Annotated in this window: 28 protein-coding genes; 6 read left to right on the forward strand and 22 right to left on the reverse strand. The window is 70.5% G+C overall.

From position 1 onward, the window contains the following. Positions 1-16: 16 nt before the first annotated feature. From dnaG to dusB, 3 genes are read right to left on the reverse strand one after another with little or no spacing between them, the layout of a single operon-like run. On the reverse strand, positions 17-1,885 hold the full coding sequence (gene dnaG / locus B7W94_RS16540) for a DNA primase (protein ID WP_085607719.1): 1,869 nt from the start codon (positions 1,883-1,885) through the stop codon (positions 17-19). Beyond that, on the reverse strand, positions 1,885-3,270 hold the full coding sequence (locus tag B7W94_RS16545) for a deoxyguanosinetriphosphate triphosphohydrolase (protein ID WP_085607721.1): 1,386 nt from the start codon (positions 3,268-3,270) through the stop codon (positions 1,885-1,887). The genes dnaG and B7W94_RS16545 overlap by 1 nt, the downstream gene beginning before the upstream one ends. Beyond that, a complete protein-coding gene (gene dusB / locus B7W94_RS16550; protein ID WP_025103670.1) occupies positions 3,260-4,414 on the reverse strand; it encodes a tRNA dihydrouridine synthase DusB in 1,155 nt (384 codons plus the stop codon). The genes B7W94_RS16545 and dusB overlap by 11 nt, the downstream gene beginning before the upstream one ends. A 59-nt stretch (positions 4,415-4,473) precedes the next feature. Between dusB and B7W94_RS16555 the strand changes: the two genes are divergently transcribed. Continuing rightward, positions 4,474-4,968, forward strand: coding sequence for a glutathione peroxidase (locus B7W94_RS16555; RefSeq protein ID WP_025103671.1), 495 nt, complete (start codon positions 4,474-4,476; stop codon positions 4,966-4,968). A gap of 143 nt (positions 4,969-5,111) precedes the next feature. Continuing rightward, on the forward strand, positions 5,112-6,308 hold the full coding sequence (locus B7W94_RS16560; protein WP_172400143.1) for a metallophosphoesterase family protein: 1,197 nt from the start codon (positions 5,112-5,114) through the stop codon (positions 6,306-6,308). Between the two features lie 63 nt (positions 6,309-6,371). Here the strand turns inward: B7W94_RS16560 and B7W94_RS16565 are convergent, their stop codons facing one another. Continuing rightward, positions 6,372-7,046: a DsbA family oxidoreductase gene (locus tag B7W94_RS16565; RefSeq protein WP_085607723.1), complete on the reverse strand. Its 675-nt coding sequence runs from the start codon at positions 7,044-7,046 to the stop codon at positions 6,372-6,374. Positions 7,047-7,098: 52 nt separating this feature from the next. Between B7W94_RS16565 and B7W94_RS16570 the strand changes: the two genes are divergently transcribed. Beyond that, positions 7,099-7,707 carry an AAA family ATPase gene (locus B7W94_RS16570; protein ID WP_085607725.1) on the forward strand — a complete coding sequence of 203 codons (609 nt, stop codon included), beginning with the start codon at positions 7,099-7,101 and terminating at the stop codon, positions 7,705-7,707. Here B7W94_RS16570 and B7W94_RS16575 read toward each other — a convergent pair. Together B7W94_RS16575 and recO are read right to left on the reverse strand one after the other, a co-directional pair. Beyond that, on the reverse strand, positions 7,650-8,450 hold the full coding sequence (locus B7W94_RS16575; RefSeq protein WP_085607727.1) for an isoprenyl transferase: 801 nt from the start codon (positions 8,448-8,450) through the stop codon (positions 7,650-7,652). The genes B7W94_RS16570 and B7W94_RS16575 overlap by 58 nt on opposite strands. Further along, positions 8,447-9,190, reverse strand: coding sequence for a DNA repair protein RecO (gene recO, locus B7W94_RS16580; RefSeq protein WP_025103676.1), 744 nt, complete (start codon positions 9,188-9,190; stop codon positions 8,447-8,449). The genes B7W94_RS16575 and recO overlap by 4 nt, the downstream gene beginning before the upstream one ends. A 34-nt stretch (positions 9,191-9,224) precedes the next feature. Between recO and B7W94_RS16585 the strand changes: the two genes are divergently transcribed. Further along, complete coding sequence (locus B7W94_RS16585; protein WP_025103677.1) at positions 9,225-9,917, forward strand: trimeric intracellular cation channel family protein; 693 nt, start codon at positions 9,225-9,227, stop codon at positions 9,915-9,917. 66 nt (positions 9,918-9,983) lie between these two features. On the opposite strand, the gene B7W94_RS16590 is transcribed toward B7W94_RS16585, so the two are convergent. Continuing rightward, positions 9,984-10,697, reverse strand: coding sequence for a TetR/AcrR family transcriptional regulator C-terminal domain-containing protein (locus B7W94_RS16590; RefSeq protein ID WP_085607729.1), 714 nt, complete (start codon positions 10,695-10,697; stop codon positions 9,984-9,986). A gap of 66 nt (positions 10,698-10,763) precedes the next feature. On the opposite strand from B7W94_RS16590, the gene B7W94_RS16595 reads away from it, so the two are divergent. Further along, positions 10,764-11,144: a VOC family protein gene (locus B7W94_RS16595; protein WP_085607731.1), complete on the forward strand. Its 381-nt coding sequence runs from the start codon at positions 10,764-10,766 to the stop codon at positions 11,142-11,144. A 73-nt stretch (positions 11,145-11,217) separates the two neighbouring features. Here the strand turns inward: B7W94_RS16595 and leuA are convergent, their stop codons facing one another. Then, a complete protein-coding gene (gene leuA / locus B7W94_RS16600) occupies positions 11,218-12,972 on the reverse strand; it encodes a 2-isopropylmalate synthase (protein ID WP_085607733.1) in 1,755 nt (584 codons plus the stop codon). A 168-nt stretch (positions 12,973-13,140) separates the two neighbouring features. Here leuA and B7W94_RS16605 point away from each other — a divergent pair, with 168 nt between their 5' ends. Further along, positions 13,141-13,788: a hypothetical protein gene (locus B7W94_RS16605; protein WP_139833345.1), complete on the forward strand. Its 648-nt coding sequence runs from the start codon at positions 13,141-13,143 to the stop codon at positions 13,786-13,788. Here the strand turns inward: B7W94_RS16605 and B7W94_RS16610 are convergent. The 14 genes from B7W94_RS16610 to B7W94_RS16675 all read right to left on the reverse strand — a co-directional run bounded on the left by B7W94_RS16610 (position 13,785) and on the right by B7W94_RS16675 (position 25,780). Continuing rightward, positions 13,785-14,726: a quinone oxidoreductase family protein gene (locus tag B7W94_RS16610; protein ID WP_139833346.1), complete on the reverse strand. Its 942-nt coding sequence runs from the start codon at positions 14,724-14,726 to the stop codon at positions 13,785-13,787. The two genes, B7W94_RS16605 and B7W94_RS16610, sit on opposite strands and share 4 nt — an antisense overlap. A 43-nt stretch (positions 14,727-14,769) precedes the next feature. After that, a complete protein-coding gene (locus tag B7W94_RS16615; RefSeq protein ID WP_085607737.1) occupies positions 14,770-15,240 on the reverse strand; it encodes a hypothetical protein in 471 nt (156 codons plus the stop codon). Then, positions 15,237-16,220, reverse strand: coding sequence for a hypothetical protein (locus B7W94_RS16620; protein ID WP_085607739.1), 984 nt, complete (start codon positions 16,218-16,220; stop codon positions 15,237-15,239). The genes B7W94_RS16615 and B7W94_RS16620 overlap by 4 nt, the downstream gene beginning before the upstream one ends. Further along, positions 16,220-16,741 (reverse strand): RNA polymerase sigma factor, encoded by a 522-nt coding sequence (locus B7W94_RS16625; RefSeq protein WP_025103685.1) that lies wholly within the window; start codon positions 16,739-16,741, stop codon positions 16,220-16,222. Before B7W94_RS16625 ends, B7W94_RS16620 begins: the two co-directional genes overlap by 1 nt. 54 nt (positions 16,742-16,795) lie before the next feature. After that, complete coding sequence (era, locus tag B7W94_RS16630; RefSeq protein ID WP_062635160.1) at positions 16,796-17,692, reverse strand: GTPase Era; 897 nt, start codon at positions 17,690-17,692, stop codon at positions 16,796-16,798. Then, positions 17,685-18,977: a hemolysin family protein gene (locus tag B7W94_RS16635; RefSeq protein WP_025103687.1), complete on the reverse strand. Its 1,293-nt coding sequence runs from the start codon at positions 18,975-18,977 to the stop codon at positions 17,685-17,687. Before B7W94_RS16635 ends, era begins: the two co-directional genes overlap by 8 nt. After that, positions 18,974-19,435 carry an rRNA maturation RNase YbeY gene (gene ybeY / locus B7W94_RS16640; protein ID WP_062766620.1) on the reverse strand — a complete coding sequence of 154 codons (462 nt, stop codon included), beginning with the start codon at positions 19,433-19,435 and terminating at the stop codon, positions 18,974-18,976. Before ybeY ends, B7W94_RS16635 begins: the two co-directional genes overlap by 4 nt. Then, positions 19,432-20,457, reverse strand: a complete 1,026-nt coding sequence (locus tag B7W94_RS16645) for a PhoH family protein (RefSeq protein WP_231919667.1) — start codon at positions 20,455-20,457, stop codon at positions 19,432-19,434. Before B7W94_RS16645 ends, ybeY begins: the two co-directional genes overlap by 4 nt. Before the next feature lie 46 nt (positions 20,458-20,503). Next, positions 20,504-20,851: an HIT domain-containing protein gene (locus B7W94_RS16650; RefSeq protein ID WP_060922187.1), complete on the reverse strand. Its 348-nt coding sequence runs from the start codon at positions 20,849-20,851 to the stop codon at positions 20,504-20,506. A gap of 37 nt (positions 20,852-20,888) precedes the next feature. Next, complete coding sequence (locus B7W94_RS16655) at positions 20,889-21,617, reverse strand: 16S rRNA (uracil(1498)-N(3))-methyltransferase (protein ID WP_085607741.1); 729 nt, start codon at positions 21,615-21,617, stop codon at positions 20,889-20,891. Between the two features lie 2 nt (positions 21,618-21,619). Beyond that, the gene (gene dnaJ, locus B7W94_RS16660; RefSeq protein ID WP_025103692.1) at positions 21,620-22,732 is read right to left on the reverse strand and encodes a molecular chaperone DnaJ; all 1,113 of its coding nucleotides are present in this window, start codon (positions 22,730-22,732) and stop codon (positions 21,620-21,622) included. Between the two features lie 36 nt (positions 22,733-22,768). Further along, entirely contained in the window at positions 22,769-23,800 is a 1,032-nt protein-coding gene (hrcA, locus tag B7W94_RS16665) for a heat-inducible transcriptional repressor HrcA (RefSeq protein WP_085607743.1), read from the reverse strand. Between the two features lie 109 nt (positions 23,801-23,909). After that, a complete protein-coding gene (gene hemW, locus B7W94_RS16670) occupies positions 23,910-25,127 on the reverse strand; it encodes a radical SAM family heme chaperone HemW (protein ID WP_085607745.1) in 1,218 nt (405 codons plus the stop codon). Further along, complete coding sequence (locus B7W94_RS16675; RefSeq protein WP_025103695.1) at positions 25,127-25,780, reverse strand: DUF1990 family protein; 654 nt, start codon at positions 25,778-25,780, stop codon at positions 25,127-25,129. Before B7W94_RS16675 ends, hemW begins: the two co-directional genes overlap by 1 nt. Positions 25,781-25,955: the final 175 nt, after the last annotated feature.

Consider the following 25,955-nt stretch of genomic DNA (forward strand, 5'->3'; position numbering starts at 1 on the left):
TCCGGGACCGTTCCGGTTACGACTCGGCGAAGAACCGCTGCCGCTCCACGTCGATGTCCCGCAGTCGTACCCGCAGCGCGCGCCCGCCGTCGGAGTCCGCAGGGACGCGCTGGACCGCGCCCAGCAGCTCCTGCTTCTCGTGCTCGAGCTGCCGCACCACCAGCCGTCGGGCGAGATCCGTCGCCGACGCCACCGCGCCGGCCTCGTCCCGCGCTGGGAACGGCGTCATCAGCAGCTCGCCCGCGAGCGAGCGGTACGGCTCGCGCACGCTGTTCACCGCGTCCGTCACCCAGCCGGGACGGCTGCGATCGGGGGCGGCGGCGACCGCCTCGCGCACGGCATCGAGGCCGGGCGTGCGGAACGGCTCCGCGAGCGCTCGCGTCAGCAGCGCCGCATCGATCTGGTGACCGTACTGCAGGGCGCCCATGAGCGCATCGCGCTCCACGGCGACGTCGGGCGAACGAGGCAGGCTGGCGAGCGTCACGGCCGCGACGACCGGCCCGCCCGTGGCGGGATCGACCCGCGGCGCGGCCTCCCGACGGGCCTGAGGAGCGGCCGCCTGCGCACCGCGCGCGGCGCGCTCGACCTCCCCATGCACCTCGGTCGGGTCCATGCCGAGTCGGCGTGCGAGTACCCGCTCGTAGCCGGGGCGCAGCAGGCGGTCGCGGATCTCCGCCACGATCGGGGACGCGGCACGGAGGGCGCCGACCCGGCCCTCGACCGTGGAGAGGTCGAAACCCGCGAGCTTGCGGTCGATGGCGAACTCGAACATCGGCTGCTTCGCGTCCATGAGGCCGCGCACCGCCGCGTCCCCGCGCTGCAGCCGGAGGTCGCACGGGTCGAGGCCGTCCGGGGCGACCGCGACGAAGGTCTGTGCGTTGAACCGGTCGTCCTCCGTGAACGCCCGCAGCGCGGCCTTCTGTCCCGCCTCGTCGCCGTCGAAGGTGAACACCACCTCACCGGACGCGTTGTCGTCGCCCATGACCCGGCGGAGCACCTTGATGTGCTCGGCGCCGAACGCGGTGCCGCAGGTCGCGACCGCGGTCGTGAGCCCGGCGAGGTGGCAGGCCATCACATCGGTGTAGCCCTCGACGACCACGACCCGGCGCGGGTCGCCGCGGGCGATGTCGCGCTTGGCGAGGTCGAGCCCGTAGAGCACCTGGGCCTTCTTGTAGATCGGGGTCTCGGGGGTGTTGAGGTACTTGGGGCCCTGGTCGTCATCGAACAGCTTGCGGGCGCCGAAGCCGATGGTCTGCCCCGACACGTCGCGGATCGGCCAGACGAGGCGGCCGCGGAACCGGTCGTACACACCGCGCTGGCCCGTGGAGACGAGTCCTGCGGTGCTCAGCTCCTCGCGCGTGAAGCCCTGGGCGGTCAGCGCCTTGAGCATGCCGTCCCATCCCCGAGGGGCGAAGCCGACGCCGAAGTGCGCAGCCGCCCCGGCGTCGAAGCCGCGCTCCCCGAGGAACCGGCGGGCCGCCTCCGCATCCGGCGACAGCAGCTGGGACCGGAAGAACTCCGCCGCGGCCGTGTTCGCCGCGTACAGCCGGCTGCGGCCACTGGTCTCCGGCGCCGCACCTCCGTCCTCGTAATGCAGGGTGTAGCCGATGCGGCCCGCGAGACGCTCGACCGCCTCCGTGAAGCTCACGTGGTCCATCGCGCGGAGGAAGGAGTACACGTCGCCCGACTCCCCGCAGCCGAAGCAGTGGTAGTAGCCGACCTGCTGACGCACGTGGAAGCTGGGGCTCTTCTCGTCGTGGAACGGGCACAGTCCCTTGAGGGACCCGACCCCCGCCGATTTGAGGGCGACGCGCTCCCCCACGATGTCCGCGATGTTGGTGCGGGCCTTGACCTCGTCGACGTCGGCCTGCCGGATGCGGGGCATCAGCGGGCGCCTTCTGCGACGGGCCGCCTCTCGACAGGCGTGCGCGCGCCGGGGCGCGCATGACGCGGCGTCCAGATGCCGACCTCCGCCGGGTCGATCTCCCCGACCAGGCGGTTGTGCCAGTCGATCGCACTCTGATCGGTCAGGCTCGCGATCTGATCCACGACGACCCGCGCCCGCTCCGCGTCGCTCTCGGCGGCGACGAAGTCGGCGGCGAACGCGGGCTCCAGCACATCCGCGCCGGCCGACCACAGGGTGTCGGTCGACCACAGGGCGTCGGCCAAGCGCTTCAGCACTCGGCGCTGCTCCTTGTAGACGCCCTTCCTGGCATCGATCGTGACGATCGCCTGACCCATGATCCCCTTGAGAACCGCGATCTCGACCTCGACGACGCGGGGCACGATCACGTGCGCGTTGTAGCGGACCAGGCGCGTGCCCCCGAAGGCCTCCCGGGTGGCCGAGACCGCCGCGCGCGCGAACCGGCCGATGAGGTCGCTGGTGAGGTTCTTGAGCCGGGCGAGATCCTGTCGGGAACGATCGAAGGACGCGAGCCACATCGGCTGCGAGGCGAGCCGGTAGAGGGCGTCGGCGAGTTCGTCGCGCGTGAAGTCGTAGCCGACCCATTGCTGGACCCGGCTGAGCAGGGCCTCGTGCGCCGCCGGGTCGGCGAGCTGCGCGACGTCGACGTAGCCGTTGACGATCGCGTCCTCGAAGTCGTGCACCGAGTAGGCGATGTCGTCGGAGAGGTCCATGATCTCGGCCTCGATGCAACGCAGCCGCCCCGGTGCTCCGTCGCGCATCCAGCGGAACACGGCCTCGTCCTCCGGGTACACGCCGAACTTGAGCCGACCCCCCGGGTCGGGGACGGGGCTGTCGACGGTCCACGGATACTTGCAGGTCGCGTCGAGACTCGCCCGCGTGAGGTTCAGGCCGACGGAGGAGCCTTCGGCGTCGAGCACCTTCGCCTCCAGCCGGGTGAGGATGCGCAGCGACTGGGCGTTGCCCTCGAAGCCGCCGATGGCCGCCGCCCACTCGTTCAGCGCCCGCTCGCCGTTGTGACCGAACGGCGGGTGGCCGAGGTCATGGCTCAGACACGCGGTGTCCACCACGTCCGCGGAGACCCCGAGCGCCGCGGCGAGCTCCCGGCCGACCTGCGCGACCTCGAGCGAGTGGGTCAGACGGTTGCGGGCGAAGTCGGCCGTGCTGGCGGGGCTGAGCACCTGCGTCTTCGCGGCGAGCCGCCGCAGAGCCGCCGAGTGCAGCACGCGCGCGCGGTCGCGGGCGAAGTCGTCCCGCTCGGAACGATGGGTCTCCGCGATGAAGCGCTCCGCGTCGCGCGGGTCATAGCCGTCGGCGCGCGCGCCGACCCGGGGGTCATCCGCCACTGTTCTCGATCTCCGCTCCACGCATCATCTCCGACGCCGACGAGGCGAGCTCGCGCGACTCCAGCCACTTCTCCGGAAGGGCCGTCTTCTTCGGGTGTCCCGCGCGGCCGCGCTGCCCTTCGGCGTCCGCGCCGGGGTACGGAGCCGCACGGTCGAGTCGGCCCAGCAGGTCGTCGATCTCCTGCAGGCTCGACGCGGTGGCGAGGCCCGTGCGGATGTCGCCGCCCACCGGGTAGCCCTTGAAGTACCAAGACACGTGCTTGCGGATGTCGCGGCAGCCGCGGTCCTCGTCCTCGAAGAACTCGACGAGCAGCTCCGCGTGCCGGCGGAAGGCGTCGGCGACGAAACCGAGGGTCGCGTCGACCGTCTTGCCCTCGCCCCCGAAGGCGAGAGCCAGCTGTCCGAACAGCCACGGGCGGCCCAGGCACCCGCGGCCGACGACGACCCCGTCGCAGTCGGTCTCCGCCATCATGCGCACGGCGTCGTCGGCCGACCAGATGTCGCCGTTGCCCAGAACGGGAATGCTGGTCACGGCCTGCTTGAGCTCACCGATCGCACTCCAGTCGGCGTGACCGGAGTAGAACTCGCTCGCGGTCCGGGCGTGCAGAGCCACGGCGGCGGCTCCGGCATCCTCCGCGGCACGTCCGGCGTCGAGGAAGGTGAGGTGGTCCCGGTCGATGCCCTTGCGCATCTTGACGGTGAGCGGGATGTCGCCGGCGGCCTTGACGGCCTGATCGACGATGTCGGCGAAGAGCTTCGACTTCCACGGCAGCGCCGCACCGCCGCCCTTGCGCGTGACCTTGGGGACCGGGCAGCCGAAGTTGAGGTCGATGTGATCGGCGTGGTCTTCCGCGACGATGATGCGGACGGCCTCGGCGATGGTCTTCGGATCGACGCCGTAGAGCTGGATGGAGCGTGGCGTCTCGGACTCATGGTGCCGGATGAGACGCATCGTGGTCTCGTTGCGTTCGACCAGCGCGCGCGAGGTGATCATCTCGCTCACGTAGAGGCCGGCCCCGTACTCCCGGCACAGGCGTCGGAAGGCCGTGTTCGTGATTCCGGCCATCGGCGCGAGGACGACCGGCACGTCGAGGTCGATCGGGCCGATGCGGAGGGGGCGGGCGGGGGCGGTGGCGAGAGTCATGGCGTGTCCATTCTCCCAGACCCGGAGCGGGTGGGGATGCGGCGACCTAAGCTGTGCATATGACCGATCCCGCCCTCCGCTCCATCCCCTTCACCGACGCCCAGGGCCAGCAGAAGACTCTGGACGATCTCGGCGCCGACGTGGTGCTCGTGGTGAACGTCGCCTCGAAGTGCGGGCTCACCCCGCAGTACGAGCAGCTGGAGGAGCTGCAGCGCCGGTTCGGCGACCGCGGCTTCACCGTTGTCGGCTTCCCCTGCAACCAGTTCTTCGGCCAGGAGCCCGGTTCGGTCGACGAGATCCTCGAGTTCTGCTCCACGACGTACGGCGTCTCCTTCCCGGTGAACGACAAGGTCAAGGTCAACGGCAAGAACGCCGCCGAGCTGTACAAGGCTCTCAAGGAGACGCCGGATGCCGGCGGCAAGGCCGGCCGCGTCGAGTGGAACTTCGAGAAGTTCCTGGTGCTCCCGGACGGGGATGTGCTGCGCTTCCGCCCGAAGCAGAAGCCCGATGCGCCGGAGATCGTCCAGGCGATCGAGGCCGCGCTCCCCCGCTGAGCGTCGTTCACCTCCGCGTCACGCGCGCACCGCGTCCCGGCGCTCGACGAGGCCGCCCTCGTTCACCGTCCGGTCTCTCCGCGGACATCTGGCGTCCCTAGTCTCACCGCGGCGACACGCGCCGAAGACGAAGGAGACCACGAATGCCCGACCGACTGCCCCTCAGCCGGCGAACTGTCCTCACGGCCGGAGCGCTCGGCGCGCTCGGCACCGCCCTCCCCCTCGGAGCCGCTCCTGCCGCCGCGGTGACCGTCCCGGCATCGCCCGGCGCGGCCCACGCGCGCACCCTGCGCTTCCGCGCGGACGGCACCTTCAAGGTCGTGCAGTTCAACGACACGCAGGACGACGAGCTCACCGACCGCCGCACCGTCGAGCTGATGGAGAAGGTGCTCGACCAGGAGAAGCCGGACTTCGTGGTCATCAACGGCGATGTGATCACGGGCGGGTGCGAGACGCGGCTGGCGGTGAAGCAGGCGATCAACAACGTCGTCATCCCGATGGAGTCCCGTCGCATCCCGTGGGCGGTCACCTACGGCAACCACGACGAGGACTCGCTGCCGCAGTCCGGCGTCGATGAGGCGGGGATGCTGCAGATCTACCGGTCGTACGAGTACAACGTGAACGCCGAGAACACGCGCGGCGTGACGGGCACGAGCAACACGATCGTGACGATCGGCTCCGCCGCGAAGAAGAACCGGGAGGCGTTCGCGCTCTGGCTGATGGACTCGGGCCGCTACGCGCCGGACGCCATCGACGGCCAGGACTTCGCCGGCTACCCGGCATGGGATTGGCTGCGCATGGACCAGGTCGCCTGGTACCGCGACCAGTCGCAGCGGCTGGAGCAGCGCCGAGGGCGCAAGGTCCCGGGCCTCATGTTCCTCCACATCGCCCTGTGGGAGCATCGCTTCATGTGGTGGGGCGGTGTGGACACCCGCACGGCGGCCGATGCCGCCCGCGGCAGGGCCCGCCACGGCATCGTCGGGGAGCGCAACGAGGACGAGTGCCCCGGGCCGTTCAACTCGGGGATGTTCAACGCGATCCTCGAGCGCGGCGACGTGAAGGGCGTGTTCGTCGGCCACGACCATGTCAACGACTACATGGGCGACTACTACGGCGTGATGCTCGGATACGCTCCCGGCACCGGCTTCGGCGCCTACGGTCTGGCCGGCGCGGAGCGCAATCGCCTCCGGGGTGGCCGGGTGTTCGAGCTGACGGAGGCCGGCGACGAGGTCACGATCGCCACGCGCGTCGTCTATGCGCGGGACCTCGGCATCGACCTGACTGCCAACGATCAGCCGATGGAGCCGCTCCCCCTCGGGCCCCGCCAGCAGCGCCTCTGAGCCCGGGGAGCAGAACGGCGGGGACCCCGACCCGGGGTCCCCGCCGTCGTCTGTCGATGCGGGTCAGGCCTCGACGGCCGCGCTCCGCTGCGCCCAGAGGTCGCGGATCACGTTCTCGAACGCCGCCGGCGGCTGCGCGCCGCTGATGCCGTACTGACCGTCGACCACGAAGAACGGCACCCCCTGGATCCCGTAGGCGCGAGCCTGCGCCTGGTCCTGGCGGACGTCGGCGAGGTACTGCTCGCTCTCGAGTGCGGCGCGGGCGCGATCGGCATCGAGGCCCACCTCGGCGGCGAGGGCGACGAGGTCGTCGATGCGTCCGACGTGCTTGCCCTCGGTGAAGTAGGCGGACATGAGCCGCTCCTCCATCTCGTGCTGGCGTCCCTCGGCCTTCGCGAAGTGCAGCAGCTCGTGCGCCTTCACCGTGTTCGTGTGCTGCAGCAGGTCGAACCGGTACTGCAGGCCCGCGTTCGCGGCGACGTTGGTGACGTTGGCCAGCATCTGCTCGACCTGCGTCCGCGGCATCCCCTTGTGCCCGGAGAGGAAGTCGATCTCGTCACCGTCGAAGTCGACCGGGGTGTCCGGGGAGAGCTCGAAGGAGTGGAAGGTGACCGTGACCTGCGGAGCGTCCTCGTCGGCTGCGACCGCCTCCAGCCCCTTCTCGAGGTTGCGCTTGCCGATGTAGCACCAGGGGCAGGCGATGTCGGACCAGATGTCGATGGAGATGGGTTCAGTCACACCGTGGTCAACCGTCCGCGCGTCCGACGTATTCCGTCAGTAGAATCCTCGGATGCTCTCCGCCGATGATCCCCTGCCGTTCCGGCCCGCACGGGTGCTCGTCGCGGGCGTCACCGGGTCGGGGAAGACGACTCTGTCCCGACGGCTCGCCGCCCGCTGGGACCTCCGTCACGTGGAGATCGACGGCCTGTTCCACGGGCCGGACTGGACCCCGCGGGCGGAGTTCCTCGACGACGTGCGCGCCTTCGCCGCGGAGGAGCGCTGGGTGACCGAGTGGCAGTACACGAGCAAGGGCACCGACGAGATCCTGACCCCGAGAGCGCAGCTCGCGCTCTGGCTCGACTACCCGTACCGCGTGGTGCGGTCGCGTCTGCTCCGGCGCACCCTCAGCCGCAGCATCCTCCGCACCCGGATGTGGAACGGCAACGTCGAGAAGCCGATCTGGCGGATGCTGGGGGCCCCGCCGGAGGAGAGCATCCTGGCCTGGCAGACGAAGACGCTGCGAACCTGGTCCGAGCGCTTTCCCGCGGTGCAGGAGCGCTTCCCCCACCTCACGATCGTGCGGCTGACGCATCCGCGCGAGACGGAGCGCTGGCTGCGGGCTCAGGCCGAGGTCGGGGTGTCCACGGCGCCGCCGAAGCGTCGGTCACGGGAGAGGTAGACCCCGATCGCGCGCCAGAGCTCCTCGCGCGAGAAGTCCGGCCACAGCGTGTCGAGGAACACCATCTCGGCGTAGGCCGACTGCCACAGCAGGAAGTTGGAGGTGCGCTGCTCCCCCGAGCTGCGCAGGAACAGGTCCACGTCCGGCATGTCGGGGACGTAGAGGTGACGACGGATCGTCTTCTCGCTGATCGCGTTCGGCTTCACCCGCCCGGCCGCGACATCGGCCGCGATGGTCCGCATCGCGTCGACGAGTTCGACCCGACCGCCGTAGTTGACGCACATGGTGAGGCTGAGCACGTCGTTGTCGCGGGTCAGCTGCTCGGCGTACTGCAGCTCCTTGATGACGCTCCCCCACAGGCGCGGCTTGCGCCCCGCCCACCGCACACGCACACCCCACTCGTTGAGCTGATCACGGCGGCGGTGCAGCACATCGCGGTTGTACCCCATGAGGAAGCGGACCTCCTCGGGGGAACGGGCCCAGTTCTCGGTGGAGAACGCATAGACGGAGAGGTGCTTCACGCCGGCCTGGATCGCGCCGGCGACGACGTCGAGCAGCACCTCCTCCCCGGCCTTGTGGCCCTCGATGCGGTTGAGGCCCCGGCGGTTCGCCCAGCGCCCGTTGCCGTCCATGACGATGGCGACGTGCTCCGGGACGGCCGGGAACGCGGGCGGGTACACGCCGGTCCAGTCGATCGGCCGATACAGCACGGCGTCCTTGTGCGTGTAGGGCTTCGGGCTCACCGTGCTCCTTCTCCGGGGGTGGACGACACGTGCGCGAGCGAGCGGATGCCCCGCTCCAGGTGCCACTGGGCGTACGCCGCGACGAGACCCGAGGCGGCGGCGGTGTCAGCGTGCGGCGCCGCGTCGATGAGGTCCCAGTCGCCGCGGATCAGCGCGCGGAGCAGTGTCAGGGTCTTCTCGGCGATCCGCGGGCTCCCGGCGGGTGCATCGGCGTGGCAGACAAGGCCGCCGAGCTGCGCGACGAAGACGGAGTGCGGCCCCGGAGCCCCGCAGCGCGCGCAGTCCTCGAGGGACGGTGCCCACCCCGAGAGGGACATGACCCGCAGCAGGTACGAATCGAGAATGCTGCGCGGAGCGTGCTCGCCGCGGGACAGCGCCCGCAGCCCGCCGACGAGCAGGAGGTACTGCTCCGGGGTGGCCTCGGCGTCGCTGAGCCGATCCGCCGTCTCGACCATGGCGTTCGCGGCGGTGAACCGGTCGTAGTGCGCGGCGATGTCCGTGCCGTAGGCTCCGAGCGACTCGGCCTGCTGCACGATGTCGAGCGAGCGGCCTTCGTAGAGCTGCACGTCGGCGACCATGAACGGCTCGAGGCGGGAGCCGAACTTCGACGAGGTGCGCCGCACGCCCTTGGCCACCGCGCGCACCTTGCCGTGCCGCCGGGACAGCATCGTGACGATGCGATCCGCCTCGCCCAGCTTGTGGGTGCGCAGGATCACCGCTTCGTCTCGGTAGGTGGGCACCCTTCGATTATCCTCCGTGCGCGACAATGGACGCGTGACCGAACCGCTCTTCACCATTCCGCTGTGGGCGGACCTCCTCGGCGTCGGCCTCGGCGGAGTGCAGGGCGCGATGTTCGCCGCCGGATTCCAGGGCCAGCGCCGGCTCGACTGGCTGGGCGTCGCGATCATCGGGATCATGATCGGCATGGGCGGCGGTCTCATCCGCGACATCCTGCTCGGACAGACGCCCGCCACCCTGCAGAACCAGTGGTACCTGGTCACGGCCGCGGGTGCCGCCCTGCTCGGCATGCTGCTGGCCGGACTCTTCACGCGGCTCAACACCGCGATCGTGGTGCTGGACGCCGTCGTGATCGGCATGTTCGGCGCCTTCGGGACGAGCAAGGCGCTCGCCTTCGGCATCCCGGAAGTGCCCGCGGTGTTCATCGGGGTCTGCGCCGCGGTCGGCGGGAGTGTGCTCCGCGACATGCTGATGGGCCTGCCGACGGCGATCATGCACGTCGGCTCGCTGTATGCCGTGGCCGCGGCCGCCGGATGCACGTTCATCGTCGTGGCGAACGCCGTCGGGATGCCCATCCCCCTCGCGGCCGTCATCGGCATCGTCGTGACCGCCGTGATCCGGATCCTCGCCGTGACGTTCGATGTTTCGCTTCCCGAGCAGCGCCGTCTCTACCGCCGCAAGGTCGCCGCCGAGACCGGTGCCATCCCGATCGTGAAGCCCCAGGACTGACTTCGAATCGCCCGATTGGCTCCATCCCGCCGCTGAATACGACCGATCGCGCGATTCGAACGACGATCAGGTGGCGGCGAGCCCGTCGATCACGCGCGCGAGGCCGAACTCCCACGCCGTTCGAGCGTCGTAGGGCGCGCCCAGGGCTTCGCCGGCAGCCTGGCCCACCGACCGGGCGAGCGGCAGGTCGTCGCCCAGGTAGGCCGCCAGACGCGGTGCCGCCTCCGCCCAGGAAGCCGCGAACGACTCGGCACTCTGCTGCTCGCGCATGCGGGCCGCCGCGGAGAGGGTGAAGTCCAGCACGAAACTCAACGCCGCGTCGCGCTCCACGGCGCCGAGGCCGAGACCGTCGAAGGCGTGGAGCTCCCGGTCGTACTTGGCGATGGTGCCGGGGCCGAGTGCGACCCGCGGATCCCGGACATCGATGAGCCACGGGTGGGTCCGGAAGAGGCGCAGGTTGTCCTCGGCGATCGCCCGAACCGCCGCACGCCATCCGGAGGCCTGCGCAGGCGCGACCAGCATCCTGGCGTGCATCGCGTCCGCCATCAGGACGAGCAGGTCGGCGCGGCTGTTGACGTGCGTGTAGATCGACATCGGCGTCAGGTCGAGGCTCTGCGCGAGAGACCGGATGGTCACCGCGCCGAGCCCGTCGGCGTCAGCCAACACGACAGCGCGGTCGACCACGTCATCCGTCGAATGACGCGCCTTCGGTCCGCGCTGTGGGGTCGCGGGAGCCACGGGGCTGTGCCGCCAGAGCAGATCGACGAGGTTCTTGGCCATCGGGAATAGCCTAGACCGCTCACGCATTAACACTGTACGCTGTACAGACTTTCGATAAGGAGAACCGTGAACATCACGCAGACCGCCCTCTCGCTCAACGTCCCCGACGTCGCCGCCTCCGCCGCCTTCGCCATGACGCACTTCGGGTTCGAGGAGGCGATGGCCGCGGAGGGCTTCGTCTCGTTGCAGCACCCGGGGCCGGTGCCGAACGTCATCTTCCTCGAGACGGGGCTGTCGACGTTCCGCCCGCAGGAGATCGCCGGGTCCGCCGGTCGGGGAACTCTGATCGTCTTCGTCGTCGACGAGATCGACCAGGAGTTCGCCCGGATCGCCGCCGCGGGCGCTCGCGTGGTCACCCCTCCCGAGACCGAACCCTGGGGCGAGCGGTACTGCCAGTTCGCCGACCCCAACGGCCTCATCTGGCAGCTGGTGCAGTGGGTGAACTGATCCCCCACTTCGAATCGCGCGATTGGCCCCATCCGGCGGCCGGAGACGACCGATCGCGCGATTCGAACCAGGATCAGACGGCGGCCAGCTCCTGCTGACGGCTGCGGATCGACCGGTTCACACCCGAGACGATCGCCTTGAGCGATGCGGTCGAGATGTCGCCGTCGATGCCGACCCCCCACAGCCGCTGGTCGCCCACCTGCAGCTCGACGTAGGCCGCGGCCTGCGCGTCCCCGCCGGCACTGAGAGCGTGCTCCACGTAGTCGTAGACCGTGATGTCGAAGCCCTGACCACGCAGCACCTCGACGAACGCGGCGACCGGACCGTTGCCGTTGCCCGACACGGAGACCTCCTGGTCGTCGTCCCGCAGCACGACGTCGAGCACGACGTCGCCGGACATGTCGCTCCGGGTCTGCGTGGCGAGCAGTTCGAACCGGCCCCACTTCGCCTCGGTGTCCACGGCGGGCAGGTACTCGTCGGTGAAGATCGACCAGATCTGCTCGCTGGTGACCTCGCCGCCCTCGGCATCCGTCTTGGCCTGCACGACCCCGGAGAACTCGATCTGGAGCTTGCGCGGCAGGTCGATCGCGTGGTCGGACTTGAGCAGGTACGCGACGCCGCCCTTGCCCGACTGGGAGTTCACGCGGATGACGGCCTCGTAGGAGCGACCGAGGTCCTTCGGGTCGACGGGCAGATACGGCACGGCCCATTCGATCTCGTCGACCGTCACGCCCTGCGCCTCGGCCCTGGCGGCCATGGCCTCGAAGCCCTTCTTGATGGCGTCCTGGTGCGAGCCGCTGAACGCCGTGAAGACGAGGTCACCGGCCCACGGGCTGCGCTCGGGCACCGGCAGCTGGTTGCAGTACTCGACCGTGCGCTTGACCTGGTCGATGTCGCTGAAGTCGATCTGCGGATCGATGCCCTGCGTGAACATGTTGATGCCGAGCGCGACGAGGTCGACGTTGCCCGTGCGCTCCCCGTTGCCGAACAGGCACCCCTCGATGCGGTCGGCTCCGGCCATGTACCCCAGCTCGGCCGCGGCGATCGCGGTACCGCGGTCGTTGTGCGGGTGGAGCGACAGGATCACGTTCTCCCGGTGGTTCAGGTGACGGCTCATCCACTCGATCGAGTCGGCGTAGACGTTCGGCGTCGCCATCTCCACCGTCGCGGGGAGGTTGATGATGACCTTGCGGTCCGGCGTGGGCTCGAAGATCTCGATGACCTGGTTGCAGACGTCGACCGCGAACTCCAGCTCGGTGCCGGTGTAGCTCTCCGGGGAGTACTCGTAGTACACCTGCGTGTCCGGGATCGTCTTCTCGAACCGGCGGCACAGCCGGGCGCCCTCGAGCGCGATGTCGATGATGCCCTGCTTGTCGGTACGGAAGACGACCTCGCGCTGCAGAACGCTCGTGGAGTTGTAGAGATGGACGATGGCCTGCTTCGCACCGGCGATGGCCTCGTAGGTGCGGGCGATCAGGTGCTCGCGCGCCTGCGTCAGGACCTGGATCGTGACGTCATCCGGGATGAGGTTCTCCTCGATCAGCTGACGCACGAAGTCGAAGTCGATCTGGCTCGCCGAGGGGAAGCCGACCTCGATCTCCTTGTAGCCCATGCCGACGAGCAGCTCGAACATGACGCGCTTGCGCTCGGGCGACATGGGGTCGATGAGAGCCTGGTTGCCGTCGCGGAGATCGACCGCGCACCAGCGGGGCGCCTCGGTGATGCGGGCGTCGGGCCAGGTGCGGTCAGGCAGGTGGACGGCGATCTGCTCGTGGAAGGGCCGGTACTTGTGGATCGGCATCGCGGACGGGCGCTGGGTGTTCTGCATGATGGGGCTTCTTCTCTTCGTCACAATGAACGGGCCAACACAAGCGCCGCGACGAGGAAGGCCCTAGCTCTAGGACTCGTCGCGGCAGCTAAGAAGAAGCAGACCGCCGAAAGGCATGTGGTCATGCTAGCACCTGAGACGATCCGTGCACGCGCGACACTGGTCGGTATGAGGTCCTTCCGCGATCGCTCTTCCCTCGTCGTCGGCGCCGCGACGGCTCTGCTGCTCCTGACCGGCTGCACCACCGCGCCGGGAGCGTCCGCACCGCCGACCAGCACGACGGTGCCGTCAGACACGCGCTGGGAGGAGGCGGAGCCCGCGCCACCGACAGGACCCGTGGTCGGCACCGGAACCGTTCTCGACGAGTCCGGGGATGTCCGGCTGTGCCTCGGCGCGATCCGCGAGTCGTATCCCCCGCAGTGCGACGGTGTGCCGCTCGACGGGTGGAGCTGGGACGGCGTGGACGGCCGCGAGACGTCCGGAGAGACGCAGTGGGGGGCCTATGCGGTCACCGGTGCCTGGGACGGCGAGCGATTCACGGTGACCGAGCCGCCTGCTCTCCTCGCGCTCTACGATCCGATGGCGCCGGAGGACCCCACCGGCGGCGTGGACGGCACCAGCACGGCGGAGGAGCTCGACCGCGTGCAGAACGACATCGCCGGCCGCCTCGGTGCGGAGGCTCTCGCACTGTCCATCGATCGCGGCTACGTCTGGCTCCAGGTCGTCTGGGATGACGGTTCCCTGCAGAACGCCGCGGATGAGGAGTACGGCGAGGGCGTCGTCATCGTGACCTCGGCACTGCAAGAGAGCGGCTAGCCCTCGGGGATCAGCGCGAGCTTGCCGCCCGGGTGCCCGGTGGCGAGGAGGCGATGGGCCTCCGGCGCCTCGGTCAGCGGGAAGGTCCGTGCCACAGGGACCACGAGGTCGCCGTTCTGCGCCAGAGCGAGGAGTTCGCTGCGCACCTCGTCGCGGAACCGGGCACTGTCCGGCATCGACCCGGCGATCGCGAGGAAACCCTCGGCGGACGCCCGCGACGGGTTCGCGATCGTGACGATCCTCCGGCGGTCCGCCACCAGGCTCAGGGAGACGTCGACGGCTTCGTCGGTCCCCACCGCATCGAGAGCCGCGGCGACCGGACCGTCCGCCAGCGCGCGCACCCGATCCGCGAGCCCGGCACCGTAGGCCACGGGGATGCCGCCGAACCGCCGCACCTCGTCGAAGCGCTCCGGGCTCGCCGTGCCGATCACCCGGACGTCCCGCAGCCGGGCCTGCTGCAGCACGCTGACCCCCACCGCACCGGATGCACCGTGCAGCAGGATCGTCTCGCCCGGGGCCGCACCGGTGACGGCGAGCATCTCGGCAGCGGTCGTGCCGACGAGCAGGAGGTTCGCCGCCTCGGGGTGCGCGAACGTCGTCGGCTTCGCGAAGACCGTGGCAGCCGGCACCGTGAGCTCCGTCGCGTACCCGCCCCGGACGCGGAAGGCCACGACCTCGTCGCCGACCCCGGCGTCGCCCGAGCCGATGCGGGTCCCGGGGCCGATCGCCACGAGCTCACCCGAGACCTCGTACCCGATGGCGACCGGGAACTCGACCCCCGGCCGAGCGGCCGCCACGTGCTTCGCGTCGGCCGGATTCACCCCGGCGGCGCGCACCCGGATCGTGACCTCGCCCCGGCGCGGCGGCGCGGGCACGTACTCCTCGAAAGCCCACGACTCGGGAGGCCCGGCCGTCGTCGCCACCCAGTGCTTCGCCATGCCCTCGCCCCTCATCGTCTCCTGTACCGGCCCGCCCCGGCTCTCAGAGGAAGCAGCGGATGTTGGTCGCGGAACCCGAGACGTTGCCCCAGGCATTGGCGTTGACGGTCGCGAGCACCGAGGCCCCGTTACGCACCTGCATGTACCCCGAGGTCCGCGCGTTCGCCGCGGACCGTGTGGCGAACGACGACGGGATGGTGATGGTGGTGCAGCTCCCCCAGCTCAGCATGCCACCGCCGAGGTTGGAGGCGTTGTACGCGCAGATCCGCCCGGTCGCGCAGGAGCCGACGGAGCGCGCCGCGACCCGCGACGACGCCGGGGCCGGTCGGTACTCCATGTCGAGTTTCGGCCAGACGGCGCTGCCGCCGTCGGTCACCACACCGCCGGGAACCTCTTCGAGCAACTGGGAGAGCTGGGGATCGACGGGCTCCTCGGCTGCCGCGACGGTGGGGCCGCCGGTCACGACGAGAGCCAGGGCCACGAGAACCGCGGTCAGCGGGCGCGAGTGCTTCATTGCACGACCTCCTCAGGGATGTCCCACATCCGGTAGTCCACGACCGCACCGGCCGGGAAGACGCCGTCGTCCTTCAGGACGGTTCGCTCGATGCCGACGATGCGGCCGGTGTCGAGGGACACCAGAAGGTCGTCGCTCACGATGCCGTCCGCGGACAGCACGCGGATACCGGCGACAGGACGCCCGAGGCGGTCGGTGGACTCGCCGAGCGCCTGCGCTCCTCCGGAGGCCTCGATGAGCGTCAACACCTCGGCGTGCTGCGCGTTGGTGAGCGTCCACTGACCGAAGACCGAGGTGAGGGCGGTCACCACCTCGAAGGCCGTCGGGTCGTTCGGCATGTCGAATGCCTCCAGGAGCGCCCGCACGTCGGCGGCGGACTCCCCCGGCGCGGCGACGACCGGGGTCTCGAACTCGCCGGGGGCGAAGGTCACGCGCGAGGCCACCTCGCCGCTGCTCACGATCTCGGAGTCGCCGTTCGCGACCGCGTCCTCGGGATCGTAGGGGACGCCGTTGATGGCGAGGGCTTCCCCGGAGAGGTCTTCCCGCCAGGTGAACGTCGAGAACTGCGGCATGACCTCGGTGCGCCCCGTGTCCATCTCCGCGTTGAACGACCAGGACGCGGTCCGCACCGAGCGCTCCGGGTCGGCGGGCGGCGCGAACACCGTCAGCTCGGTCTCCGCGTCGGCCACGATGTCACTCAGCGAGCCGGTGCTCTCGAAGACCAGCGGCGACGGAGTACCCGCGACGGCGGACTGCGGCGGAGTGAGGGCCGCGAAGGCGATGGCGACCGCCGCGGCGGCGGCGGTCAGCCCTGCGGCCCAGCCGATCGTCCGGGTCCGCCGGCGGCGCTGCGGCGCGGGAGCGGACCGGATGATGCGGTCGCGCGCGGCGATCGCGCGCGCGTCCGGCTCGGCGTCGCGCGGCGTGCGCGCGGGATCGGCCTCGACGAGCACGCGCTCGAGCAGGGCATTCTCAGGCATCACGCACTCCCCGTCTCCTCCAGTCCTAGCGTGGCGCGCAGCCGTTCCTCGGCCCGCGCCAGCGTCTTCCGCACCCGGGACTCCGAAGCGCGCAGCAGCTCCGCAATCTCCCCCACCGCGAGTCCATCCCAGTACGTGAGCATGATGATACGCCGTTGCCCGGGAGTGAGGACACCCAAAGCTCGGAGGACTTCGCTGCGGCCGAACCCGCCGAGGGTCTCCGGGTCGCCGGAGAGCCCCGCGTGCACGGCATCGATCGCACCGTGCGCGGTGGGAGAACGCCGAGCGCGGGCACGAAGGTGGCGGTCCGTCTGTCGGAGCAGCCAGACCTTCCCGGGGGGACGGGTCGGGCGCAGTCGTGACCACGCGACGAGGAACACCTCCGACACGATCTCACTGACCTCGTCGTCATCGGGGACGACGCCCTCGATGTGGTGGCGCACCGTCGCCCAGTGCTCGTCGAACACTCGTGTGAAGACCTCGTTCCGCAGCGAGCTCGGGTCTTCGCCGCGGCCGATCATGTCGGTGGGGTCGGCGGTCGGCCCGCCGCCTCCGACGTCCTGCTGCCCGGCATGTCAGAACCCGAGCCGCCCGAGCTGCTTCGGATCGCGCTGCCACTCCTTCGCGACCTTGACATGGAGCCCGAGGAAGACGCGGGTCCCGAGCAGTTCCTCGATGCCGGCGCGGGCGCGCGCTCCCACGTCGCGGAGGCGCTTGCCCTTGTGGCCGATGATGATCGCCTTCTGGCTGTCCCGCTCCACGACGATGGAGGCATGCACGTCGGTGAGGTCGCTGTCTTCGCGCGGGGCGATGTCATCGACGACGACGGCGATCGAGTGCGGGAGCTCGTCGCGCACGCCGTCGAGGGCGGCCTCGCGGATGATCTCCGCGATCCGGTCCTCGGCGGACTCGTCGGTGGTGACGCCCTCGGGGTAGAGCGCGGGCCCCTCCGGCATGAGCTGCAGGATCTCGTCCGCCAGCACCTCGAGCTGATCCCGCGTCAGCGCCGACAGCGGGATCACCGCCGCCCAGTCCTCGCGGAGGGAGTCCACCTCCATGAGTCGTTCGGTGATCTCATCGCGCCCGGCAGCATCGGTCTTCGTGACGATGGCGATCTTCTGCGCCCGCGGGTAGCCGTCCAGCGAGGCGGCGATCCGGCGGTCGCCGGGACCGACCTTCTCGGTGGCGGGCACGCAGAAGCCGATCACGTCGACGTCGCCCAGGACCTGCTCGACAAGATCGTTCAGCCGCTCGCCGAGGAGTGTGCGCGGCTTGTGGATGCCGGGGGTGTCGACGATGACGAGCTGCCCGTCCGGACGATTGAGGATGCCGCGGATCGCGCGGCGCGTGGTCTGCGGCTTCTCGCTGGTGATGGCGATCTTCTCGCCGACCAGGGCGTTGGTGAGCGTGGACTTGCCCACGTTCGGCCGCCCGACGAAGGTCACGAACCCGCTCCGGGTGTCTTCAGTCATCGCGCCGCTCTCCTTCATCCTGCACTTCTTCGGGCTCTGCCGCCCTTTCCACGAACACCGTCGCGATACCGCGCCCCCGCCCGCGGGACGCGCCCCCGGTGAGCACGAGCCCGTGGACGGTCGCCGTCGCACCGGGCTGCGGCACCTGGCCGAGCGTCTTGCCGAGCAGGCCGCCGATGGAGTCGACGTCCTCGTCCTCGAGCTCCAGACCGAACAGATCGCCCACGTCCTCCAGCGAGAGCCGGGAGCTCACCCGATAGCGGCCGTCGCCCAGGTCGACGAACTCGGCGGACACCTGATCGTACTCGTCCGAGATCTCCCCCACGAGCTCCTCGATGAGGTCCTCCAGCGTCACCAGGCCGGAGATCCCGCCATGCTCGTCGATCACGAGGCAGACGTGCACGGCGTCGCGCTTCATCTGCTGCAGCAGCGTCTCCGCGCGCATCGACTCGGGGACGAACGTGGCCGGCCGGGCGATCGGACGGATGGAGGCCGCGCGCCAGGCACTGTCGTCCCGGTACGCGAACTGCACGAGGTCCTTGAGGTACAGCACCCCGACGACGTCGTCGGCCTCATCGTCGACGACGGGCATGCGGGACACCCCGCGATGAAGGAAGAGCGACATGGCCTCGTCGGTCGTCGCCTCCGCACCCACGGTGACCATCTCGGTGCGCGGCACCATCACCGCCCGAACGAACTGGTCGGTGAAGTCGAACACCGAGTGGATGAGGTCGCGGTCGTCCTCCTCGATGAGGTCGTTGGACGCGGCCTCGTCGACCATGCTCAGCAGCTGGTCCTCGCTGGAGAACGAACTGCGTCCGGTCCCCGGCGTGACACGGTTGCCGAGGACGACGAGTCCCTGGGCGATGGGACCGAGGATGATCCGGAGTCCGCGCACGATGGCCGCGCTCCCGCGGATCATGCTCTCGGCGTGCTGGTGACCGAACGTCCGCGGACTCGCCCCGACGAGGACGAAGGTGATGCCGGTCATCAGGATGGCGGCGGCGAGCATCGCCCACCAGATGTTCTCGAAGACGATCGTGAACGCCACGGTGACGAGCACGGCGGCCGTCACCTCCGCGAGGACACGGATGAAGGCGACGGCGTTGACGTGCGCGTCGAGGTCGGCGGCGATGCGCCCGAGGGCCTTCGCACGGCGTCCCTCGGTGGCCATGTCCTCCAGCCCGGCGCGCGAGGTCACGCCGTATGCCGCGTCGATCGCGGCCATGAGGCCGCCGAACGCCACCAGCAGCACCGCGGCGACGAGCAGCAGCAGCTCCGTCATCGCCGGCGGCGCTCGGACGCGGCGAAGCCCTGGATGAGCTGCTTCTGCAGCCCGAACATCTCCCGCTCCTCCTCCGGCTCGGCGTGGTCGAACCCGAGCAGGTGCAGCAGTCCGTGCGTCGTGAGCAGGATGAGCTCGTCCATGAGGGTGTGGCCGGCGGCCTGCGCCTGCGTCTCCGCGACCTGCGGGCAGAGGACGATGTCGCCGAGCAGCCCGGGAGGCGTCGGACGGTCCTCGGTGCCGGGCCGGAGCTCGTCCATCGGGAAGCTCAGCACGTCGGTCGGCCCCGGCTCGTCCATCCACTGCACGTGCAGCGCCTCCATGGCGCCCTCGTCGACGAGCACGATGGCCACCTCGGCGTCCGCGCTGACGTGGAGCTGCGCGAGGTTGAAGTCCGTCAGCCGCTGCAGCACGGTCTCGTCGACATCGATGGCCGACTCGTTGTTGATCTCGATCATGAGAGCCCTCGTTTCGGCATGCGGTCGCGTGGTCCGGGTCGCTGGGCGCCGCGGCGCTCGGCGCGGTTGGCGAACTCGTGCGCCTGCTCGCGCTCCGCCCGCTGCGCCACGCGCCGCTCGTCGTACTCGCTGTAGGCGTCGACGATGCGCCCCACCAGGGAGTGCCGGACCACGTCGTCGCTGGTGAGACGGGAGAAGTGGATGTCGTCGATGCCGTCGAGCACCCGGGTGACCAGGCGGAGGCCGGAGGCGCCCTGCGGAAGGTCGACCTGGGTGATGTCGCCGGTGACGACCATCTTCGTGCCGAACCCGAGACGCGTGAGGAACATCTTCATCTGCTCGGGCGTGGTGTTCTGCGCCTCGTCGAGCACGACGAAGGAGTCGTTGAGGGTGCGTCCGCGCATGTACGCGAGGGGCGCGACCTCGATGGTGCCCGTCGCCATCAGGCGCGGCACGATCTCTGGATCCATCATCTCGTTGAGCGCATCGTAGAGCGGCCGCAGGTACGGATCGATCTTGTCGGTGAGCGTGCCGGGGAGGAACCCGAGGCGCTCCCCCGCCTCGACCGCCGGACGGGTGAGGATGATGCGGGTGACCTCCTTGCGCTGCAGCGCCTGGACGGCCTTCGCCATCGCCAGGTAGGTCTTGCCCGTTCCGGCCGGACCGATGCCGAACACGATCGTGTTCTCCTCGATCGCGTCGACGTACTCCTTCTGACCGAGGGTCTTCGGCCGGATCACCTTGCCCCGCGTGGAGAGGATCGCCTCGCCCAGCACCTCGCTGGGCCGCGGGCCGCCGTCCTGACGCAGCATGCGCGCCGAGCTGGACACGTCGCTCGGGGCGAGATCGTGCCCGGCCTTGGTCATCGTGAGGAGCTCGTCGACGAGGGTCTTAGCCTTGGCGACGGCCTCGCGCGCGCCCGTGAGCGTGATCTCGTTGCCGCGGACGAGCACCTGCACGTCGCGGTGCTCGCGCTCGAGCATCCGCAGCAGCCGGTCCTGCGGACCGAGCAGCTGCACCATCGCGACGCCGTCGGCGTAGAGCCGTTCGGTGACGTTTTCCTGATCGTCAGAAGCCAACGAGCTTGTTCTCCTCGAGGTTGCCGAGCACATGGGCGTGCACGTGGAAGACGGACTGCGCGACGCTCGCGCCGTTGTTGAAGATGAGGCGGTACTCGCCGTTGGCGTGTTCCTCCGCGATGCGCTTGGCGGCGGCGACCATCTCGGCCAGCAGCGCGGGATCCCCGGCCGCGAGCTCGGTCACGTCGCGGTACTCCTCGGTCTTGGGGATGACGAGCACATGGAGCGGCGCCTGCGGATCGATGTCGCGGATCGCGAAGACGCGGCCCGTGTCGAGCAGGATCTCCCCGGGGATGTCCCCGGTGAGGATGCGCGTGAAGATCGAGGGTTCGCTCATGCTCTCAGCTTACTGGGGGGACGCGCGGCGCGGCCGGTCACCAGCGCCCGAGGGCCGCGGACAGCACGGCGATGGCCGCGGGGCCCGCCGTGGATGTGCGCAGCACGGTGTCGCCGAGCAGCACGCGTTCGGCGCCCGCGGCGGTGAGCTTCTCGAGCTCCTCCGGAGCGATCCCGCCCTCCGGACCCACCACGAGCACCAGGTCACGGTCATCCGGCACCAGGGCGGAGAGCCGCGCGGTCGCGGTCGGGTCGAGCAGGAGCACGCGCTGCGTCGCCGCGCGGGTCGCGAGCTGTGCGGTCGTCTCCGGGGCGGCCACCTCGGGTACCCAGGCACGGTGCGCCTGCTTCGCGGCCTCGCGGACGATCGTCGCCCAGCGCTCGCGTCCCTTCACCGCCTTCGGCCCCTCCCAGCGCGACACGCTGCGACCCGCCTGCCACGGCACGATCTCGTCGACGCCCAGTTCGCACGCGGCCTGCACGGCGAGCTCGTCGCGGTCGCCCTTCGCGAGCGCCTGCACGAGCACGAGGCGCGGACTCGCCGGCTCGTGCTCGACGCGCGCGGTGATCCGGACGTCGACGCGCGACGGCGACACCTCTTCGGCCACGCCGGTCAGCCAGATGCCCCGACCATCACCGACCGTGACGACCTCGCCGACGCGCAGCCGCCGGACGACGGCCGCATGTTTCGCCTCGGCCCCGGTCAGGGAGACGAGGCCGCCCACCGCGGCATCACCCGCGGATTCGACGAGGAAGTGCAGCGCCACGATCAGTGGGCGCGGAACCGGTCGCGCAGCTTGGAGAACAGGCCCTGCTGGAACTGCGCGAGCTGCGGGCCCGGCGCCTTGTTCTTCTTGGCGAAGTCCTCGATGAGCTTGCGCTGCGCGGAGTCGAGCTTGGTGGGGGTGACGACCTGCACGCCGACGCGGAGGTCGCCGCGCTGGGTGCCGCGCAGCGGCGTGATGCCTCGGCCCTTGATGGTCAGCACGTCGCCGGACTGCACGCCGGCGCGGATCTCCAGGTCGACCTCCCCGTCGAGTCCCTCGATCGAGGTCTCGGTGCCGAGGATGGCGTCGGTCATGGACACCTCGAGCGTGGCGAGCAGGTCGTCGCCGTCACGGCTGAAGGCGGGGTGCGGGTTGACCGTGACCTCCACGTAGAGGTCGCCGTTCGGGCCGCCCGCGCGGCCGACCTCGCCGGAGCCGGGGAGCTGCAGCCGCAGTCCGGTCTCGACGCCCGCCGGGATGTCGAGGGACACCGTGCGGCGCGAGCGGACGCGTCCCTGCCCGCCACAGGTGCCGCAGGGGTACGGGATGGTCGTGCCGTAGCCCTCGCAGGTGCCGCACGGCTGGGAGGTGACGACGTTGCCGAGAAGGCTCCGCACCTGACGCTGCACGTGCCCCGTGCCGCCGCAGATGTCGCAGGTGACGGGCGACGTGCCCTCCTGGCAGCACGAGCCCTGACAGGTCTCGCAGAGCACGGCCGTGTCGACCTCGATGTCGCGGTGCGCACCGAAGACCACATCGCCGAGATCGAGGGTGACCCGGACGAGCGCGTCCTGACCGCGCTCTCGCCGCGATCGCGGACGGGCGCCGCGTCCGCCACCCTGCGACGCGCCGAAGAACGTCTCGAAGATGTCGCCGAAGCCTCCGAAGCCTCCGAAGTTGTTCGCGCCGTCACCGCCGCCCATGTCGTACCGGCGGCGCGACTCCTCGTCGCTGAGCACGTCGTAGGCGTGCGTGACGAGCTTGAACTTCTCCGCAGCCTCCTCCCCCGGATTCACGTCCGGGTGGAGCTGCCGTGCCAGGCGCCGATACGCCTTCTTGATCTCGTCGGTGGAAGCGTCCCGGGACACCCCGAGGACCTCGTAGTGGTCCGCCACAATCGCCTTTCTGCGTGTGATTTCCGTGGGGCCGCGTCAGCGGCCGGCCTCGTCGTCGTCGAGCATGCGTGACAGGTAGCGGGCGACCGCCCGCGCTGCCGCGAGGTTGCTCGGATAGTCCATCCGGGTCGGGCCCATGACGCCGACCCGCGCGGTCCCCGAAGGCGCCGCGTAGTTGCTGGCGACGATCGACGCCTCGCCGAGCCCGAAGGAGGCGTTCTCGGTGCCGATGCTCGCCGCGAGGCCGTGCTCGTCCGGCACCATCTCGCTCATCAGCCGCAGCAGCGTGACCTGCTCCTCGATGGCCTCGAGGAGGGGGTGGATGCTGCCGCGGAAGTCCTGTTCGCGCCGCGCCAGGGTCGCTGCTCCGGCCATCACGAGGCGCTCCTGCCGGAAGCCGCCGAGTTCGTCGACCACGACGCCGGCGAGGGTGCGGAGCACGCGATCCTGCGGCGTCTCCTCCGTGGCGAGCAGCGCCTGCAGCCGGTCGGAGGCCGCCGCGATCGCCTGCCCCGTGATGAGGGCGGACAGCCGCGCGCGCAGCACGGCGAGGTCGGCCTCGTCGATCGCGTCCGGCAGAGCGGTGATCCGCTGCGACACCCCACCGGCGTCCGTCACCAGGACCGTGAGGAGCCGGTTCGGGGCCAGCGTCACGAGCTCCACGTGGGTCACGTGCGCCCGCGCGAACGACGGATACTGCGCCAACGCGACCTGGCCGGTGAGCTGCGTGAGGACGCGGACGGTCCGGACCATCAGGTCGTCGAGGTCGGCCGGGTCGGCGAGGAACGACTCGATGGCGGAACGCTGCGCGGTGGAGAGAGGACGGAGCTGGGCGAGGTGATTGACGAACACCCGGTAGCCCTTGTCCGTCGGGACGCGCCCGGACGACGTGTGCGGAGCCGTGATCAGCTCCTCGTCCTCCAGCTGCGCCATGTCGTTGCGGATGGTCGCGGCCGAGACCCCGAACGAGTGCCGGTCGACGATGGAACGGCTGCCCACGGGCTCGTGCGTCTCGACGTAGTCCTGCACGATCGCGCGGAGGACCTGCAGCCCTCGCTCTGTGACCATGGCTTCCCCTTCCCGCCGACCGGATGCTGGCACTCTGCTGCCCTGAGTGCCAATCCTACCTCCTGCGACCGGGAGATCTCCGAAGGCGGGGCAGCGCCGGTGGAGCCGCTCAATCCGTCAGTTCGCGCACGACGGCGTCGGCGAGGAGGCGGCCGCGGAGCGTGAGCTGCACGCGCCCGCGGATCGCCGCCGGCGCATCGATGAGACCGTCGGCGATGAGGCCGGCGATGCGGTCCCTGTTCTGCTCCGGGACGTCGGTCACCGCGATCCCCTCACGGATGCGGCTGAGGAGGAGGATGCGCTCCAGGGTCTGCGCCTCCGGGTCCGGACGTTCGCGCCCGGCCGCCGGCGAGGACGAGGCGGCCAGCCGCTGCGCGTAGGCCGCCGGGTGCTTGACGTTCCACCACCGGAGTCCGGCGACGTGGCTGTGGGCGCCGGGGCCGAAGCCCCACCAGTCGCTCCCCCGCCAGTACGCGAGGTTGTGCCGCGACCGCTGCCCCTCGCTGCGGGCCCAGTTGCTGACCTCGTACCACTCGAACCCGGCGGCGGCGAGGCGCTCGTCCGCCAGCTCGTACATGTCCGCCTGCAGGTCGTCGTCCGGGGTCGGCACCTCACCGCGACGGATCTGTCGCGCGAGCTTCGTGCCGTCCTCGATGATGAGGGCATACGCGGAGACGTGGTCGGACTCCAGGGCGAGGGCGGCGTCGAGCGAGGCCTCCCAGTCGGCGAGGCTCTCCCCCGGTGCGCCGTAGATGAGGTCGACGCTGACCGCGAGTCCCGCCTCCTTCGCCGCGGCGACGGCGGTGCGGACGTTCTCGGGCCGGTGCGTCCGGTCGAGCGCGGCGAGGACGTGCGGGACGGCGGACTGCATGCCGATGGACAGCCTCGTGACCCCCGCCTCGGCGAGGATGCGCGCGACCTCCGGGGTCACGGTATCGGGGTTGGCCTCGACGGTGACCTCGGCGCCCGGTGCGAGTCCGAACGCCGCGGTGGCCGCTCCCAGCATGCGGGCGAGATCTCCCGCGGGAAGCAGCGTGGGCGTGCCGCCGCCGAAGAACACCGTGTCCATCGGGCGCAGCGCTCCGGCCTCGTCCAGCACCGTACGCGCGAGGGCGATCTCGCCGATGAGGGTGGACGCGTAGTCCTCCTGCTCCGCCCCGCGGAGCTCACCGGACGTGTACGTGTTGAAGTCGCAGTAGCCGCAGCGCACGCGGCAGAACGGGATGTGCAGGTAGGCGGAGAACGGCGTCTCGACGGAGATCGGGAGATCGGCGGGGAGTCGCCCGTCCGCGGGCGCCGGATCCCCGAGCGGAAGTGGTCCCGCCATCACACCGGAGTCGCGTAGAGCGGGGAGATCGCGCGGAGGTAGCGCGCGAACAGCTCGCGACGGCGGCGCTTCATCAGGGCGGGGACGAGCCGATAGAGCAGCGTGTTCGGGGCGTCGAAAGCCCGGACCGTGAACCAGACCTCGTCGTTGTCCTCGCGCCAGTCCACGTCGAACGACTCCTCGCCGCTCACAACGGAGCCCCCGACCGTGCCCAGCACGAAACCGATTCGCCGGGTCTCCTCGGTGACCGAGATCACACGCAGCTCGGAGTCGGCGCGCATGCCGCCGACGCGACCGCGGAGGTGGAGTGTCATGCCCGCGCCCACGAAGGGCATCCCCTCGGCGTCGTAGCGCGGCTCCACATCCCGCTTGCTCGGCGCGATCGGATTGCCCTCGGCGTCGAAGCTCACGCCCGCATAGGCGGGGCCGGGAGCAGGGCGGACGTCTTCCACGGACAGCCCGGCCGCACGCTGCGCCGTCCACGACAGCAGGGCTTCGCCGGCCGTCTGGAAACGCTCCTCGCCACTGCCGATCCGCCAGGATTCCTCCGCCGGGATGCTGCGCTCCGGCGGGTACTGCATCAGATCGGGGGCGTGGGTCGCACCCACGGCCGCATAGTCCACCGTGTCGTCTCGGAAAGTCCCGCGCCGCATGAGATCCAGCCTACTTCGGGTTCCCTGAGCGAACACCCCCCGCGCCGCACGCCGTCACATCCCCGGGAGGGCTGGGCCCCTGATGCTGGGTCCCTGAGCCTGTCGAAGGGTGGGTCCCTGAGCCTGTCGAAGGGTGAGTCCCTGAGCCTGTCGAAGGGTGGGTCCCTGAGAACCG

The organism is Microbacterium sp. LEMMJ01, from assembly GCF_002114135.1.
Lineage (GTDB): Bacteria > Actinomycetota > Actinomycetes > Actinomycetales > Microbacteriaceae > Microbacterium.